Annotated in this window: 13 protein-coding genes; 8 read left to right on the plus strand and 5 right to left on the minus strand. The window is 68.5% G+C overall.

Annotated features, from left to right (window positions below; all coding sequences use genetic code 11):
- Positions 1 to 254: 254 nt before the first annotated feature.
- Together AC0685_RS31945 and AC0685_RS31950 are read right to left on the minus strand one after the other, a co-directional pair.
- On the minus strand, positions 255 to 605 hold the full coding sequence (locus AC0685_RS31945) for an MmcQ/YjbR family DNA-binding protein (protein WP_034319694.1): 351 nt from the start codon (positions 603 to 605) through the stop codon (positions 255 to 257).
- Positions 589 to 1,281: a hypothetical protein gene (locus AC0685_RS31950; protein ID WP_478228894.1), complete on the minus strand. Its 693-nt coding sequence runs from the start codon at positions 1,279 to 1,281 to the stop codon at positions 589 to 591. The genes AC0685_RS31945 and AC0685_RS31950 overlap by 17 nt, the downstream gene beginning before the upstream one ends.
- Before the next feature lie 187 nt (positions 1,282 to 1,468).
- Here AC0685_RS31950 and AC0685_RS31955 point away from each other — a divergent pair, with 187 nt between their 5' ends.
- The 8 genes from AC0685_RS31955 to AC0685_RS31990 all read left to right on the plus strand — a co-directional run bounded on the left by AC0685_RS31955 (position 1,469) and on the right by AC0685_RS31990 (position 11,548).
- Positions 1,469 to 2,929: an NB-ARC domain-containing protein gene (locus tag AC0685_RS31955; RefSeq protein WP_478228895.1), complete on the plus strand. Its 1,461-nt coding sequence runs from the start codon at positions 1,469 to 1,471 to the stop codon at positions 2,927 to 2,929.
- Between the two features lie 87 nt (positions 2,930 to 3,016).
- A complete protein-coding gene (locus AC0685_RS31960) occupies positions 3,017 to 4,585 on the plus strand; it encodes a carbamoyltransferase C-terminal domain-containing protein (protein ID WP_219152840.1) in 1,569 nt (522 codons plus the stop codon).
- Positions 4,586 to 4,687: 102 nt separating this feature from the next.
- Entirely contained in the window at positions 4,688 to 5,845 is a 1,158-nt protein-coding gene (locus AC0685_RS31965) for an NAD(P)/FAD-dependent oxidoreductase (RefSeq protein WP_478228896.1), read from the plus strand.
- A complete protein-coding gene (locus AC0685_RS31970) occupies positions 5,842 to 7,095 on the plus strand; it encodes an ATP-grasp domain-containing protein (RefSeq protein WP_478228897.1) in 1,254 nt (417 codons plus the stop codon). The genes AC0685_RS31965 and AC0685_RS31970 overlap by 4 nt, the downstream gene beginning before the upstream one ends.
- Positions 7,096 to 7,174: 79 nt before the next feature.
- On the plus strand, positions 7,175 to 7,987 hold the full coding sequence (ddaH, locus tag AC0685_RS31975; RefSeq protein ID WP_478228898.1) for a dimethylargininase: 813 nt from the start codon (positions 7,175 to 7,177) through the stop codon (positions 7,985 to 7,987).
- A gap of 13 nt (positions 7,988 to 8,000) precedes the next feature.
- Entirely contained in the window at positions 8,001 to 9,422 is a 1,422-nt protein-coding gene (locus AC0685_RS31980) for a cation:proton antiporter (protein ID WP_478228899.1), read from the plus strand.
- 6 nt (positions 9,423 to 9,428) lie between these two features.
- The gene (locus tag AC0685_RS31985; protein ID WP_478228900.1) at positions 9,429 to 10,442 is read left to right on the plus strand and encodes a TauD/TfdA family dioxygenase; all 1,014 of its coding nucleotides are present in this window, start codon (positions 9,429 to 9,431) and stop codon (positions 10,440 to 10,442) included.
- A 251-nt stretch (positions 10,443 to 10,693) separates the two neighbouring features.
- Positions 10,694 to 11,548 carry an SDR family oxidoreductase gene (locus AC0685_RS31990; RefSeq protein WP_478228901.1) on the plus strand — a complete coding sequence of 285 codons (855 nt, stop codon included), beginning with the start codon at positions 10,694 to 10,696 and terminating at the stop codon, positions 11,546 to 11,548.
- On the opposite strand, the gene AC0685_RS31995 is transcribed toward AC0685_RS31990, so the two are convergent.
- Genes AC0685_RS31995 through AC0685_RS32005 form a run of 3 tightly spaced genes read right to left on the minus strand, consistent with a single transcriptional unit; the run spans position 11,511 to position 16,165 of the window.
- Positions 11,511 to 12,536: a glycosyltransferase family 9 protein gene (locus AC0685_RS31995; protein WP_478228902.1), complete on the minus strand. Its 1,026-nt coding sequence runs from the start codon at positions 12,534 to 12,536 to the stop codon at positions 11,511 to 11,513. The two genes, AC0685_RS31990 and AC0685_RS31995, sit on opposite strands and share 38 nt — an antisense overlap.
- Positions 12,533 to 14,020: an HAD-IIIA family hydrolase gene (locus AC0685_RS32000; protein WP_478228903.1), complete on the minus strand. Its 1,488-nt coding sequence runs from the start codon at positions 14,018 to 14,020 to the stop codon at positions 12,533 to 12,535. Before AC0685_RS32000 ends, AC0685_RS31995 begins: the two co-directional genes overlap by 4 nt.
- A gap of 39 nt (positions 14,021 to 14,059) precedes the next feature.
- A complete protein-coding gene (locus tag AC0685_RS32005; RefSeq protein WP_478228904.1) occupies positions 14,060 to 16,165 on the minus strand; it encodes a catalase in 2,106 nt (701 codons plus the stop codon).
- Positions 16,166 to 16,213 lie beyond the last annotated feature (48 nt).

Here is a 16,213-nt window from a genome sequence, read left to right on the forward strand (position 1 = left end):
GGCGTTTCGGGTTAGAACCCGAAACGCCACTCACGACCCCCCCTGCCCCTGCGCGAACCCGGCGATCATGTCGCGCAAGAACCCCGGTAGGTGGTGAAGGCCTCCTTGCCTACCTTCAGGGTAGGGAAGGAGGCCTTCACGGACTTCGCGTCGGGCGGCACCGGATTTCTACCCTCTTTTGTCGCCCGAAGGTGAATTCACGCGACCGAAAAGGGTAAGCGAGAGGGCTGAACGGCGCACGCCGAAAGGAGTGTTCAGCTCGGGTTCTTTTCCAGGTATTCCGTCCAGACCTTCTTCGGCACGCACATTCGCCACGAGTCGACGATCAGTTCTCGTAACTCTTCGTAATCGATCGCGGACAGCCGGACGCGGACCCACTGATAGCGCATATCGGACGGAATCGGCATCATGAACTTCTCCGGTTCGCCGGCCACCAGTGCTTCCCGCTCCTCTTTGGGATAGCCGAATCCCATCACGGTTTCGTCCGGCGAGAGCGAAAGGAACACGATTCGCCCCACGCGGAACTTCGCTCGGTCGCGGACCAGCGCTTCATAGGCGCGAGGCAGGTCCGAAACGATCCGTCTGACGTCATCCCCGGTTACCATTTTTCCACCATTCTCCACTGTCTGTTCCCCAGTCACCCTTGGCGCCCATGGTGAAGGCGACGTAAAGGTATTCGTCGAGGATCTTCGCCAGTGACACGGGCCTGCCCGCCAGTGCGGGGATTTCCGCCCCGTCGTCCCCCGCCTCGGCGATCACCGCGGCGGCCCACGCGCGGCCGAGCCGCAGGTGCGCGCCGAACGCGGCGCCGTCACGGGCACCGTGGAGGGTGGCTGCGATGGCAGCGTCCCACGGCATGATCGTGTTGGGCCGCAACGCATACAGCGCCTTGGCCGCGGCGGTCGGGCCCAGCGTACGCCTGGTCCGTCCCGCTGAGACGACGACACCTGACAGGTCCGCGTAGGCCTTCGCGGCGGTGTCGATCTCCGCGTCCGTCAAGCCGGCCAGGTCGGCCGACGGGAGAGTGGTCCCCCAGATCTCCCACCAGGTGCGGACACCGTCGTCGAAGGGGGCGGGTTCGCCGTCCCGTGGGTACCGGATACGGCATCCCCACGAGTTCAGCCAGCGAAGAAGAATTGTGCGATGCGCGGGCTGTGACAGGTCGATCGCGGACCGCGTTTCCTTCAGCAGCCGAAGCCAAGAGGCGTCCACATTCGTGAAGCCGTTGAACACTTCGGCGGCCCGCCGCAGTTCGGCGAGCGGGGGCAGGGGAGCAGACATGGGCGAACCCTATCCGGTGCCACCAAGGGGGTGAATTTCCGCGTCCAACTATTGGACTTTGTACATTGAGTCACCTATTTGTATCTGCTGCATCCTTCATTGGTCCTTTAGGGTTGTGGTCAGGAAGGTCACAAGGATGGCGGTCACGCAGCGCGATTGCGTTAACCCATCCAGGGGAGGAGAGGGCATGGGCAGACCCGAGCGACCGTTGGACGGCTCCACTGGTCCGATCGCCGCATTCGCTCACGATCTGCGCGTTTTGAGGAACCGGGCGGGAAACCCGAGTTACCGGGAACTCGCCAGGACCGCACTGTTCGCACCTTCCGTGCTGTCCAGCGCGGCGAGCGGCCACCGCTTGCCGACGCTCGCCGTGACGTTGGCGTTCGTCTCCGCGTGCGGTGGGGACCGTGCGGTGTGGGAACGACGTTGGCGGAGCGTCGCCGGGCAGCCGGGCGCCGGCGCCGAGGTACGGGAGGATCGTGCGCCCGCGCCGGCGGACACTCCGCCGGACGGCGCGCACGCGACGGCATCCGGCGTCATCCGCCTCGCCCGTCCGGCTCAGCTGCCCATGGCATCGAGGACTTTCGTCGGCAGGGAAAGGGATCTGGCCGACGCCGCCGAGATGATCGGCGCGAGCGGGCCGGTCAAGGTGCCGTTGCTCGTCAGCGGCCCGATCGGGGTGGGGAAGACGGCTTTCGCCCTGCGGCTGGCGGAAGAGGTCGCGGCGGACTTCCCGGACGGGCAGCTCTACGCCGAGCTGGGCGACAGCGGCTCCGGCGGCCGCTCGGCCAACGGGATCGTGCGCGGGTTCCTGCGCGCGCTCGGCGTGCCTGCCCATCTGGTGCCCGACGATCCGATGCAGCGGATCGGGCTGTACCGGTCCCTGCTGGCGGAACGCAGGTTGTTCGTGCTCCTGACGGGTGTCCGGGACGAGGGCCAGGTGCGGCCGCTGCTCGGGCAGACCCCGCACAGCCAGGTCGTGGTCACCAGCCGCGCCCGGCTGCTCGGCTTGGAGGACACGAACCGTATCGAGCTCGATACGTTCTCCCGCAAGGAATCGCTGGCCTTGATCGGCCGGATCGCCGGACCGGGCCGGGTACGGGCGGAGCACGACGCCACCGACACGATCGCCGAACTGTGCGGGGATCTTCCGCTGGCGGTCAACATCGTCGGCCGCAAGATCGCCGCGCGCCCGGAATGGGCGATCGCGTACACCGCGGGCCAGCTCGCCGATCGCGAACGGCTCATGGACAGTCTCTGTGTCGGTGACGTCAACGTGCGGGACCGGTTCTCCGCGGCGTACGACCATCTGTCGCCCACCGAACGGGAGGCCATCCGGCACTTCGGGCAGAGCGGCGCGGGCTGGACGACGTCGATCGGCATCGCCGCCGCGATGGGCATCATGATCGAGACCGCCGACGAACTCCTCGAATCCGTGGTGGACGCCGGACTTCTCCAGCGTGCCAACGTGGCCGGGCGCTACGCGGTGTCCCGGTTGGTCAGCGCGTTCGCCGCCGAGCGGCAACGCGAACCTGGCCCGTTCGCCGCCGCCGTCCCGATGGCGGGCCGCAGGACGCGCAAGAACGCTTTCGAATCGCTGCGCCACGAGGCGGTGCGCACGCTGCCGGGAGGCTCGTCCGAAGGTTGATTGTTCTCCCCGCGCGGCGCTTCCGGTCAACGGGCCGCGCGGCTTGAATGAGTCGACGAATGAAGGCGAGCGAAATTCGGTGACACAATGCTGATTCTGTCGATGAAAGAGGGTCACGATGGCGGGATCGTGGCGATCGAGGACGGCAAGCTGCTGTTCGCGCTGGAGTCGGAAAAGGACAACTACCCGCGCTACGACCGGATCACCGGCGAGCTGATGGCGCGCGCGGCGGGCATGCTCGACAAGCAGCCCGACGTGGTCGCGCTCGGCGGCTGGGTCAAGGGGGAGTTCTCGGTGGAACCGCCGTCCCGCACCGGATACTTCGGTGTCGGCGAAGGCGCGATCTCCGATGAGGCGGGCAAGTTCTTCGGCAAGGACGTGCGGTACTTCTCCTCGACCCACGAACGCTCGCATATCTACACCTCCCTCGGGATGGCCCCCGCGGCGCCCGGCCAGGCGTACTACTCCCTGGTGTGGGAAGGGAACATCGGTGACTTCTACCGGATCGACGAGCGCGGCGAGGCCACGCACCTGCAGCATGTCCTGACCGACCCCGGCGCGAAGTACGCGTATCTCTTCGCGCTGGCCGACCCGGGTTTCCCACTGGGCAAGGGGAAGTTCCGGTTCAACGACGCCGGCAAGCAGATGGCGCTGACCGGGTTCGCCGAGCCGGGCCCGCTCACGCCGGACGAGCAGAAGACGATCGACTTCATCCTCGACCGCGACGGCATCATCCTCGGTCTGTCCAAAGAGGAGATGTCCTGGTCCCATCTGTACAACGCCGGTGTCTGGTCGCAGGAATACCGCAACGCGGCGGCGAAGCACTCGCAGGCGATCTTCAACCGGTTCTACGACTACGCCGAAAAGAACCTGACCGAAGGCCTGCCACTGCTGATCTCCGGTGGCTGCGGCCTGAACTGCGACTGGAACCGCTTGTGGCGGGAGAGCGGCCTGTTCTCGTCGGTGTTCGTACCGCCGTGCCCCAACGACAGCGGTTCCGCACTGGGCACGGCCATCGACGCGCAATGGTTCTACACCGGGCAGGCGACCATCGAATGGGACGTCTACGCGGGGGAGAACTTCGTCGAGGACGTCGTCCCGGATCCCGCCAAGTACGAGACACGGCCGCTCGTGGCGAGTGAGGTCGCGAAGTATCTCAAGGACGGCAACATCATCGGCTGGGCGCGCGGCCGGTACGAGATGGGCCCGCGGGCGCTGGGCAACCGGTCGATCCTCGCCGCGCCGTTCACCGTGGACACCACCGTGCGGCTCAACAAGATCAAGCGTCGCGAGGACTACCGCCCGATCGCCCCGATCGCGCTGGAATCCGACGCTCCCCAGTGGTTCGTCGGCTCGGTGCAGGACCCGTACATGCTGTACTTCAACCACGTCACCTCCGACGAGTTGAAGGCCATCACGCATGTCGACGGCACCGCGCGCACCCAGACGGTGACGCGCGAGCGCAACGCCGGTATCACCGACCTGCTCGAGGCGTTCCGTGAGCAGACCGGGTTCAGCGTGCTGTGCAACACCTCGCTGAACAACAACGGGCGCGGTTTCCTCAACCGCACCAGCGATCTCATCGAGTACGGGGAGACGTACGGCCTCGACGGCTACGTCATCAACGACACGTTCGTGACCCCGCGCGCCTCCTGAAATCCTTGCCCGACGGGGGCAAGGCCCGGATGCCACCACCCAGCAGTGGCATCCGGGTACCTCGTGGTGCCCGAACGAAGTCTCGCCCGGAGGGGGAAGACCATGCGAGTCGTGTTCGCGGGCGGTGGTGTCATCGCGCTGCTGACCGCGCTGGAGTGTGTGTCGGCCGGGCACGAAGTGGTGATCGCCGACCAGGCGGACATCCCGTTCTCCGGCGCGACCTCGTTCGACCGGCACCGCGTGCTGCGCGCGTTGCATACCGGTGACCCGGCCACCACGGCGGCCGCCGTCGGCGCGCATCACGCGTGGATCGAGCTCGAACACCTGCTGTCCACGTCTTTCTACGAACAGGTCGGCGCGCTCACCGCGCTTTCGGCGGACGCGGCGACGGCGGCGCGGGAATTGCTCACCGCGGCCGGATCGAAGGCCGAAGTGCTCGGCGCCGACGAACTCGCCGCGGAATTCCCGCACGCCGGGTTCGTCCCCGGGACGGGCGCGATCTTCGAGTCGCACGCGGGGGTTCTGCTCGCCGATCGCGTACTGACCGCGTGCGCCACGCGGCTGCGGTGGCACGCGAACGCGGAACTCCATCCGCATCGCAAGGTGGCCGGGATCGACGCAGACCGGGCCGAGGTCCGGCTGGCCGACGGGGGGACCCTCCGCGGTGACGCCGTCCTGGTGGCGGCGGGCCCGTGGTCCCGGGAGCTGCTGGCCCCCGCGCTGTCCAGGGAACTCGTGCTGCACCGGCAGACGATGCTCTACTGCGACGTCCCGCCCGCCGACGCCGCCGCGTGGGCCGCGACCCCGGCGATCACGTCGCTCGGCTCCGACGGGGGCGCGTGGCTGGTGCCGCCCGTGGCCGGGACGCCGTTGAAGCTCAGCGCCGCGAGCGCGTGCCGCGTCGTCGACGAGATCGGCGGCGCCACGGTGCCCTCGTGGTGGCGTGAACACCTGATCGACACGTTCGCCACGCTGATCCCTGGCTTCCGCCGGGACTGGCTGGTCGACACCCGGGACTGCCACTACCTCGCCCGGCGCTCCACCCTCGGCCCGATGCTCGCCGTCCTCGGCGACCGGGTCCTGACCTACGCGGCGTGCGGCGGCTCGTCGTTCAAGTTCGCCCCGCTGATCGCCCGGTCCCTGGCCGCGCGCCTGACCGGCGCCGACCCGGTCAAGACCGGACTCGAACCGCTCGACCGGCCGCTCGCGCGAGCGGGCGGTGTCCACCCGATCCGTCCTGCTCTGCGAGGTGTGTCGTGAAACTGCTCGCGCTGGAAGCCAGCCAGAACTCCTACTACTACCTGCCCCGGTATCAGCAGATCGAGGACTTCGGTGGCGTGCTGTACGTGCTCAACGGGATCGGGACCGAGGATCTCTGGCCGTCCGAGCGCTACCGGATCGCCGGCAGCAACCACATCGACGACCTGATCCGGCACGCCAAGGCCTGGCACGCGGAAGAGTCCTTCGACGGCGTGCTCACCTTCTCCGAATCCGGCGTGGTCCTGGTCGCCGCGGTCGCGGAAGCGCTCGGCCTGCCCGGTATCGGCGTCGACGCGGCGCGGACGAGCCGGAACAAGCTGATCATGCGGCAGGCGCACGAAAAGGGCGGTGCCGCGCATCCGGACTACCGGTTCGTCGAAGACCTCGATTCGGCTCTTCGAGCGGCCGAGGACTTCGGCTATCCGGTGATCCTCAAGCCGACACTCGGCGCGGCCAGCAACTTCGTCTTCCGGGTCGACGACGAAGAGAAGATGCGGGAGCGCTACGCGCAGGCGCGCGAAGGCATCGACGGGATGTCCTGGTACAACATGGAGGCCGAAGGGCTGGACCTCGGCCCGCACGGCCTGCTCGTCGAGTCCTTTCTGGACGGTCATGAACACCTCATCGAAGCGGTGGCATGGGAAGACGAGGTCTACCTCGGGTCCATTGTGGACCGGGTCACTTCGGAGGGCGAGACGTTCGACGACGACGTGCACCACGCGCCCACGTCGCTCACCGCAGAGCAGGTGGCCGAAGTGCACGCGGTGGTGGCCGCCGGAGTGCGGGCGCAGGGGCTCACCCGCGGCGCGCTGCACGCCGAGGTCCGATTCCACCAAGGCAAACCGTTCCTGCTGGAGATCGCCGTCCGGCCCGGCGGCGGGGGACTCGACCACATGGCGCGGCTTTCGGCGGGATACGACCCGATCAAGGGACTCATGGACGTCTCTCGCGGCGTACGGCCGGACGTCGGGCACTTCAGCCCGACCGGGCTGCACACCGCCGCGATGTGCCTGATCTGCCCCGGCGGCGTGATCGCCTCGATCGACGTCCCGCCCGCGGTGAACGAATCGGATTCCCTGTACTACCTGAAGATCTTCGCCAAGCCGGGTGACCTGATCAAGCGCCCGCCGCTCGGCAACAACATCTTCGGCGGCATCGGCGCGCTCGGCTCGTCCTTCGACGAAGCCATGCGCAATGCCAACGACCTCGCCGGGAAGATCGAGGTCAAACTCTCCGAAACCCAGAAGTAGCAACGGATTCTGTTAGGCGAAACCGGGCCCTTACCCAGGGCCCGGTGGCGGAAGACGCCCAAAACCGCGTGGAGGAAGCGTGTCACGGACTGCCACCCAACGGCACTACCTGATGGTCAGACCGACGTATTTCGACGTCGAGTACTCGATCAATCCCTGGATGGACCCGAAGAAACCGACGGACACCGAGCTGGCCATCGCGCAGTGGGAATGGCTGCGTGACCTGTACGTCGACCTGGGGCATCGTGTCGAGCTGCTCGATCCGCTGCCCGGTCTGCCCGACATGGTGTTCGCGGCCAACGGCGCCACCGTGGTCGACGGGCAGGTGCTCGTCGCGCGTTTCCACCACGTGCAACGCGCCGGCGAGTCCGCCGCGTACCTGGAATGGTTCCGGGACAACGGATACCGCTACGTACGGCAGGCGCAGTGGGTCAACGAGGGGGAGGGCGACTACCTCGTCGCCGGGAATACGATCCTCGCCGGGACCGGGTTCCGCACGAACCCGGAGGCGCACAACGAATCGCGCGAGTTCTTCGGCCGCCCGGTGACCCGGCTGACGCTGATCGACCCGCGGTACTACCACCTCGACACGGCGCTCGCCGTCCTCGACGACGACATGGTCATGTACTACCCGGGCGCGTTCTCCGAGGAGAGTCGTCTGCTGCTGAAAGAGCTGTATCCCGACGCGATCCTGGCGTCCGAAGACGACGCCGCCGTCTTCGGCCTCAACGCCGTCTCCGACGGCAAGCACGTCGTGCTGCCGCAGGCGGCCACCGCGCTGACCGCCCAACTGCGGGAACGCGGCTTCGAGCCGATCGGTGCCGACCTGTCCGAATTGCTGAAGGCGGGCGGCAGTGTCAAGTGCTGCACGCTGGAACTGCGTGCCGGTTAGGGAGAGAGAATCGATGGATTCGGCTGTGCGGGACCGGGGCGGGCGCACCACGCTGCGCCGGATCGTCGTCGGGACGGCGTTGATCGCGGTTCCGGCGGTGGTCGTCGTCGTGGTGCTCGGCCTGGGGTCGGCCTACGCGCCTGTCGCGAGCACGGGCGCCAAGGCCGCGGGCGGCGGGCCCGACACCTACGCACGCCTCCTGGTCGCGCTGCCGGTGATCCTGGGCGCCTGCTACCTGGCGGGCGTCCTGGCCCGGCGGCTCGGCCAGCCCGCGGTGATCGGCGAGATCGTCGCCGGCATCCTGCTGGGGCCATCGCTGTTCGGGCTCGTCTGGCCCGGCGCGTTCGGCTGGCTGTTCCCCGGCGGGGTGGTCTCGGCGATCAACATCCTTTCGCAGCTGGGCCTGATCTTCTTCATGTACCTGGTCGGTTCGGAGATCGATCTCGGCGCGGTGCGGAGGCGCGGGTTCACCGCCGTGACGGTCAGCCAGGTCAGCATCGCGCTGCCGATGGTCTGCGGCATCGTGCTCGCGCTCGGCATGTACCCGACCTTCGGCGGTGACGTCGGCTTCCTCGCTTTCGGACTGTTCATCGCGGTCTCGATGAGCGTGACCGCGTTCCCGGTACTGGCGCGGATCCTGACCGATCGTGGCTTGTCCAAGACGCCGCTGGGGGCGCTGGCGCTCACCTGCGCCGCCGTCGACGACGTCGCCGCGTGGTGCCTGCTGGCCGTCGTGGTCGCCGTCAGCCAGGGCGGAACTCCGTCCGAGGTCTTCCTGACCGTCGGGCTGACCCTGGTGTTCGTCGTGGTCATGCTCTCCGTCGTCCGGCCGTTGCTGGCGAAGGCGCTCGCCCGCGTGCCGGAGTCCGCGGTGCTGGCCATCCTGCTCGGCGGGATCATGCTGTCGGCGCTGGCCACCAACGAGATCGGCATCCACGCGATCTTCGGCGCCTTCCTCTTCGGGGTGATCGCGCCGAGGAACGAGCCGGTCGTCACCCGCGCGGCCGGGAAGCTCGGCAGCGTGACCCTGACGTTGCTGCTGCCGCTGTTCTTCGCCTACACCGGGCTGCACACCGAGTTCAGCCTGCTCGGCTCCGGATCGCTGTGGCTGTGGACCGTGGTGATCACGGCGGTGGCGGTGTTCGGGAAATGGGCGGGCAGCACCACGGCGGCTCGGCTGACCGGCGTCGGCTGGCGCGAATCGCTGTCACTCGGGGCGCTCATGAACTGCCGGGGACTGACGGAACTGGTGGTGCTCAACGTCGGCCTCCAGCTGAAGGTGATCAGCCCGGCGGTGTTCGCGATGCTCGTGATCATGACGCTCGTGTCGACGATCGCGACCGCCCCGGCGCTCACCTACATCGCCAAGTTCGGGAAGAAGTCCGGAAAGGACTCGGACAAGACCGCCGGTCCAGCGGCGGCGGAAAGTAGATAGGACACCATGACCAGCAAGCAGGAAACCCTAGTCAGCACCTTCGCCGAGGTCGCGCTCACCGACGAGGTCCGGGACACCATCGGGAGCGAGCTGCGGTCCTTCCCGAACCCTGTCGACGATATCGACCGCTCGCTGGCGATGCTCCGTGTCGCGTTCTCGAAGCTGCCGATCGACCAGTTGCAGACGATCCTGGACTTCGGCAGACACGTCGACACCCCCGGCGTCGCGCTCGTGCGCAATCTGCCGGTGGACCCGGAGCTCCCCGAGACGCCGATCGACGGGGAACCCAGCAAGGACAAGAAGACGTTCGTCGCCGAGACCGTCCTTTTGGGACTGAGCCAGCTACTCGGCGAGCCGGTCGGGTTCACCACCGAGAAGAGCGGGCGGCTCGTGCACGACGTCGTCCCGGTGTCGGCGGGGGCGCGGAGCCAGACCAACCAGAGCTCGCACGTGTTCCTGAACTTCCACAACGACATCGTGCACGACGAGGTCGGCCGCTACGACGTGTCCAATCCGGACTTCCTGGTGCTGAACTGCGTCCGCCAGGACGGGAACAAGGAAGCCGTCACCTACTACGCCGACGGCAGGGACATCTCGGCCGCCCTGGCCCCGGAGGTGCTCGACATCCTGCGCCGCCCGCTCTTCCGGCTCAACGCGCCCGGCAGCTACGTGCGTGACGTGGCCAAGGGGGCCGACGTGCTCTCCGATCCCGTGGCTGTCATCTCCGGGCCGGCGGAATCCCCGGAAGTGGCGATCTCGGCCAACGGCGTGGTGGGGGAGACCGTCGAGGCGGAGCAGGCGCTGGAGGAGCTGCAGCGAGTCTGCCGTGAGGTCGCGCATCAGGTCAAGCTGGAGCCGGGGACCGCGCTGCTGATCAACAACCGGAAGGGCCTGCACGCGCGGTCGCAGTTCTTCGCGCGGCACAACGGGCGGGACCGGTGGTTGCAGCGGACGTACATCCGGCGCAGCCTGTGGACGATCCGGTACCGGGGGACGGCGGAGGACCGGCGGGTGCACTGAGGGTTCCGGACCGGCATGCCTGGTGCCCTTTCACACCTGCCTCACAAGCCCCGACCGGCTCTGGACCAGGTCTTTGCCCGGCCTAGTACATGAAGGCCTCCTTCACTGCGCCAGGCGCAAGGAAGGACGCGCGGCCGTGGTGATGCGAAGAAAGCTTTCGCGACACCGCCGTCAGGCACGAGAGCGGGCATGTTCGAGAAAGCGGCCATCCGGGTAACCGTCGGCGAAAGCATCCGACGGGAGGGAACCCGATGGCAGACAGGTTACGGCCGCCGCAGCAGCAGGAACCACCGGGCGTGACGTCGAAAATGGACCCGCCGCCTCGTGATTCCATGGAGGACTACGAGGGGCGCGAGCTGCTGGCAGGCAAGCGCGCGTTGATCACGGGCGGTGACTCCGGGATCGGCCGCGCGGTCGCCATCGCCTTCGCGAAGGAGGGCGCCGACGTGGCGATCGCCTACCTCAACGAGCACGAAGACGCGAAGTACACCGAGGAACGCGTACGCGCTGAAGGGCGCGAATGTCTCCTCCTACCGGGTGACCTCGCCGAGGCGGCGCAGTGCCGCGAGATCGTGGACCGGACCGTGAAGGAGCTCGGCGGCCTGGACATCCTGGTCAACAACGTCGCCACGCAGTGGCCGGTCGACTCTCCGGAGGAGCTCACCGACGAGCAGTGGACGCATACCTTCGACGTGAACATCCACAGCTTCTTCCGGGTGACCAACGCCGCGTTGCCCCATCTGGGTGAGGGCTCGGTCATCATCAACACCGGCTCGGTGAACGGCTTGCGGGGCAACAAATCACTCATCGACTACTCCGCGACCAAGGGTGCCGTGCACGCCTGGACGTACGCGATGGCGCAGGCACTGGCCGATCGCGGCGTCCGGATCAACTGTGTCGCGCCCGGTCCGGTGTGGACACCGCTGATCCCGTCGACCTTCCCGCCCGAGAAGGTGGAGAAGTTCGGCCTCCAGGTCCCGTTCGAGCGGGCGGCGCATCCCGACGACCTCGCGCCGTCGTACGTCTTCCTGGCGTCCAACCGGCTTTCGTCGTACTACAGCGGCGAGGTCATCGCCGCGCTGGGTGGCGAGACGACACCCGGCTGAGGCGCGCCACGGCGTCGACGACGGCTTCGGGCGCGAGGCGGTCCAGGCACGGGTGGCCGGGCACGGGGCAGACCCGGGCCCGGCTGTCCCTGCACGCCGCGTGCTGGTCGCCGAGCACTTCGGACGGCACTCCGTACGGCGCCCAGCGCGAAGCCGGCACGACCGGCGCGAACAGCGAGACGACTGGCGTCCCGACGGCGGCCGCGAGATGGGCGGGGCCGGTGTTCGGCGCCACCACGACGTCCGCCTCGGCGAGCACGGCCGCCAGTTCGGACAGTCCCGTGCGGCCGCCCAGATCGAGCGCGTCTCCGGCCACTTCCTTGGTCAGCGTGCTTTCCGACGGGGACCCGGTCACGACCACGAGGTGCCCGGCGTCCGACAGCGCCCGCACGATGGCGGCCGAGCGCTCGGCCGACGGTTGCCTGGCCGGAACCGACGCGGCCGGATGGAAGACCACGTAGCCCTCATCGCCGACGAGCCCGTCCACGGGCGGCAGCGGTTCACGGATCGCGAGACCGCCGTCGTCGCCGGGTGACAACGAGAATCCCGCTTCCTCGGCCAGGGAAAGCATCCGGACCGGCTCCGGCGGATCACCGGGAACGCGATGCCGCAGATCCAGCAGCGATCCGGGGTAGTCCTCGCAGACCGCGCCGATCCACGGCACGCCCGCCATCCTCAGCAGTAGCGCCAGCGGGAGCGGGGACTGATGGAACGACGTCAAGATCAAGGCCGCGTCGAAGGAGAACGCGCGCAAGCGCCGGACGAGCGCGTCGGTGTCCTCTTGGGTGACGGGCGGGGGCTCGGGGTCGATCCACGGGGCGCACCAGCTGATGACCTCGTCCACTCCGGGCAGCAGTTCGCCCGCGGCACGGCCCCGGAGCCCGGTCAGCAGGACCACCCGTTCCGCCCCGGCCGCGACCGCGCGGACGCAGGGACCGGCCAGCAGGACGTCGCCGAGGTTGTCCATCCTCGCGACCAGGACGTTCATCGAGTACCCGCGACGGCCAGATGCACGGCTTCGGCGAGGTCCCGCGCGACGGTCGCCCGGCGACGGGCGCGGGCGATCTCCTCCGGCCGGGTCCGCGCGGTCGGGATGAGGATCCCGCGGGCTCCGGCCGCGAGGGCGGCGTCCACGTCGGCACCGGTGTCGCCGATGACCACACAGCGGCGGACGTCCACGCCGAGCGCCTCCGCGGCCTGGCGCACCAGGCCCGGCGCGGGTTTGCGGCAGGCGCAGCCGTCGCCGTCGTCGTGCACGCAGACCTGCCAGGTGCCGAACGGGCCGAGGACCTGTTCGACGCGGGCGTTCACGGCGGCCAGCCGATCCGGGGTGATCAGTCCTTTCGCCACCCCGGACTGGTTGCTGACCACACCGATCCTGATCCCCGCTGCCCGTATGCCGTGCAGGAGTTCCCTGGCGCCGGGCACGGGACGGACGCCGCCGGGATCGTCGAGGTAGGGCACGTCGACGATGAGGGTGTCGTCCCGGTCGAACAGCAGGGCCTGCGGCCGCCGTGAGAGCCGGTGCCGCAGTTCCCCGCGGAGCCGGTGATAGCAGGCCGCGGGCGGGATGAGGACGCTGGTCAGGAGCATCCGCGACACCTCGCCTGGGGTGAGCGGCCCCGGCGCGATCCGGCGCGCGGCGAACTCGGCGGTCAGCCCCGCCCACACTCCGGCCGCCGCGGTGGCGGCCTTACGGCGTCCCAGCGCGAACAGCGCCACGGCGCCCGCCGCGCTCACGATGGCCAGCGCGTGCCGTTCGAGCCGTCCGTGTCCGGCTCCGGTCTGCTGTCGCCAGAGGACACCGTGCTTGTGCCGCATGAGCGCGTCGTCGGCGTTGCCCCGCTGGGCGCGGAGGCTGGCCAGCGGACCCGATCGTTTGGGCGGATGGACGGTGACGCGTTCACCCCGTGCGATGCGGTGACCCACCTTGGCGACCTGCAAGGCCAGATCCGAGTCCTCCCGGTAAGCACGGGTAAACCGTTCGTCGAATCCGCCGACGTCGGCGAGCACGGACCGGCGGTAGGCCATGTCGGCGGTGATCCACCTGGCCGTCTCCAGCCCGGCGGTTCCGCGTTCGTCGTCGGTCGGACGACGGTCCGGCGGCAGCGGTACGACGAGCCGCGCCTGCGACGCCGCCGTCTCCGGCCCGAGGGGCAGGAGGTCTTCGGCGAGTTTCCGCGGCCAGTCCAAGCCGATCACCACGTCGTCGTCGAGAAAGGCGATCCACTCGGTCTCCGCGCGCCGCCAGCCCGCGTTACGGGCCGCGGCGGGACCGCGTCCGCCGGAGCGGACCACATCGATTTCCGTACTGGACGGGGGAAGCCGCAGCTCATCGCCGCCGGGCCGGTCGTCGGCGACGATGATCCGCGCGGGCCGGGGTTCCCCGGCGGCTTCGATCCCGGCCAGGAGCGTATGGAGATTCTCCCGCCCGGTCGTCGGGATCACGATCGTGTAGTCGAGGTCGCTCACCCTCTTCCGGTACCCGGGTGCCACGGCCGCAAACTCCGGTCACGCCGGGATCGCGTCGGTCTTCCGCCGCCACGAGCGATGTTCGCCCAGCTGCGTGAGGAAGGAGGCGAAGAAGCCGTCGGGCAGGGTCGCCTCGGCCGCCGTGGTGGTCACCACGCCCTGGTCGATCAGGGTTTCGGTGTCGTCGGCCAGCTTCGAGGTCACCCCGGCGCGGCGCAGCAGGTCCACACCCGAACCGAAGGCGGCCACCGGTTTGCCGTGCTTGTACGCCTCGGCGACGAAATGCACCGCGTACCCATCGCGTTCGAGGATGTCGATCGCGCCCGGGCCACACGGGACGGCCACCGCGTCGTAGAGCACCGAAGCCATGGTGTTGAGCTGCCTGTCCGGCCACAGCGGGTCTCCTTCACCACCTGGCCGGAGTTCGGCCTCGGCCGGCGCGAGGACTTCGGCGATCGCGCCCTGCTCGGCCAGCGCCTCGACCAGGCGGCCGACGCCGATCGTGTCGACGCCGTCGGCGGCGAGCACCGCGACCTTCCGGCTGGTCGGAGCGACGGGGGGCTGGTTGAGCTGGGAAAGCGTGGGGGAGGAGCGGTCATGGTGTGGCATGGCCGGAGCGGCGGGCACGGTCACGCCGATCCCCTCGGCCACCCGGGCCGCCAGGCCGTGGTCGACGTTGTTGAGCTCGGCGACGGTCCGCGCCCGGACCTCCCGGTCCTCGACCTTGCCGAGTTCGAACCGGAACGCGGCGACGATATGCTCGCGTTCGACCGGGGACATGCTGTTCCAGAACAGCGTCGCCTGACTGTAGAAGTCCTTGAAGCTCTCGCTGCGTTCCCGGATCTTGTGGCCGGCCACGGCTTCGGTGTAGTGCCGGAAGACGCCGGAATCGGCGATCGCCGGGCAGCCACCGCCGAGCGAGTTCGGGAAGTAGCTCGTCCGTCCTTTGTGGATACTCTGCTGCCCGTAACCGTCGCGCTGGTTCGTGTGCACCGGGGCGATCGGCCGGTTCACCGGGAGCTGGGAGAAGTTGGGGCCGCCGAGCCGGATCAGCTGAGTGTCGAGATACGAGAAGTTCCGTGCCTGCAGCAGCGGATCGTTGGTGAAGTCGATGCCGGGTACCACGTTCGCGGTGTGGAAGGCGATCTGCTCGGTCTCGGCGAAGAAGTCGTCGGGGTTGCGGTCCAGGACCATCCGCCCGACCGGCCGCACCGGCACCTGCTCCTCGGGGATGATCTTCGTCGCGTCCAGCAGATCGAAGTCGAACTCGTGTTCGGAGTCCTCGTCCACCAGCTGGACGCCCAGCTCCCATTCCGGGTACTGCCCGGCCTCGATGGCGTCCCACAGGTCGCGCCGGTTGAAGTCGGGGTCCTTGCCCGCGATCTTCTGGCATTCGTCCCAAACCAGGGAATGCGTGCCGAGCACGGGTTTCCAGTGGAACTTCACGAAGGTGCCCTCGCCGGCGGCGTTGACGAGCCGGAACGTGTGGACGCCGAAGCCCTGCATCATCCGATAGCTGCGCGGCAGCGCGCGGTCGGACATCAGCCAGAGCACCATGTGCAGGCTTTCCGGTTGCAGCGAAACGAAGTCCCAGAAGGTGTCGTGCGCCGACTGCGCCTGTGGGATCTCGTTGCGCGGCTCGGGTTTGACCGCGTGCACGAAGTCGGGGAACTTGATGCCGTCCTGGATGAAGAACACCGGCATGTTGTTGCCCACGAGGTCGTAATTGCCCTGACGGGTGTAGAACTTGGTCGCGAAGCCGCGGACGTCACGCACGGTGTCGGCCGAGCCCCGCGACCCCGCGACGGTGGAGAACCGCACGAACACGGGGATCTTCTCGCCGCTGGTGAGGAATTCCGTGACCGTGTAGTCGGCCAGCGCGTCGTCGTAGGCCTCGAAGAAGCCGTAGGCACCCGCGCCGCGCGCGTGCACGACCCGTTCGGGGATGCGCTCGTGGTCGAAATGCGTGATCTTCTCGCGTGCGTGGAAGTCCTCCAGCAGTGTCGGGCCCCGGGCTCCGGCGGTCAGGGAGTCGTTCGTGTGATCGACGCGGACACCCTGCTGGGTGGTCAGCGCGGACTGCCCGGGATCCACACGGCTTCCGCCCAGCTGTTCGTCCTTCGCGTCTTCTCGATGCTGTGCCACTGGTGTCGCCCCTTTGCGGTGGTGGTTTCCCTCGCGGCTACCCCGGCA

The sequence above is a fragment of the Amycolatopsis sp. NPDC043889 genome (assembly GCF_056435645.1).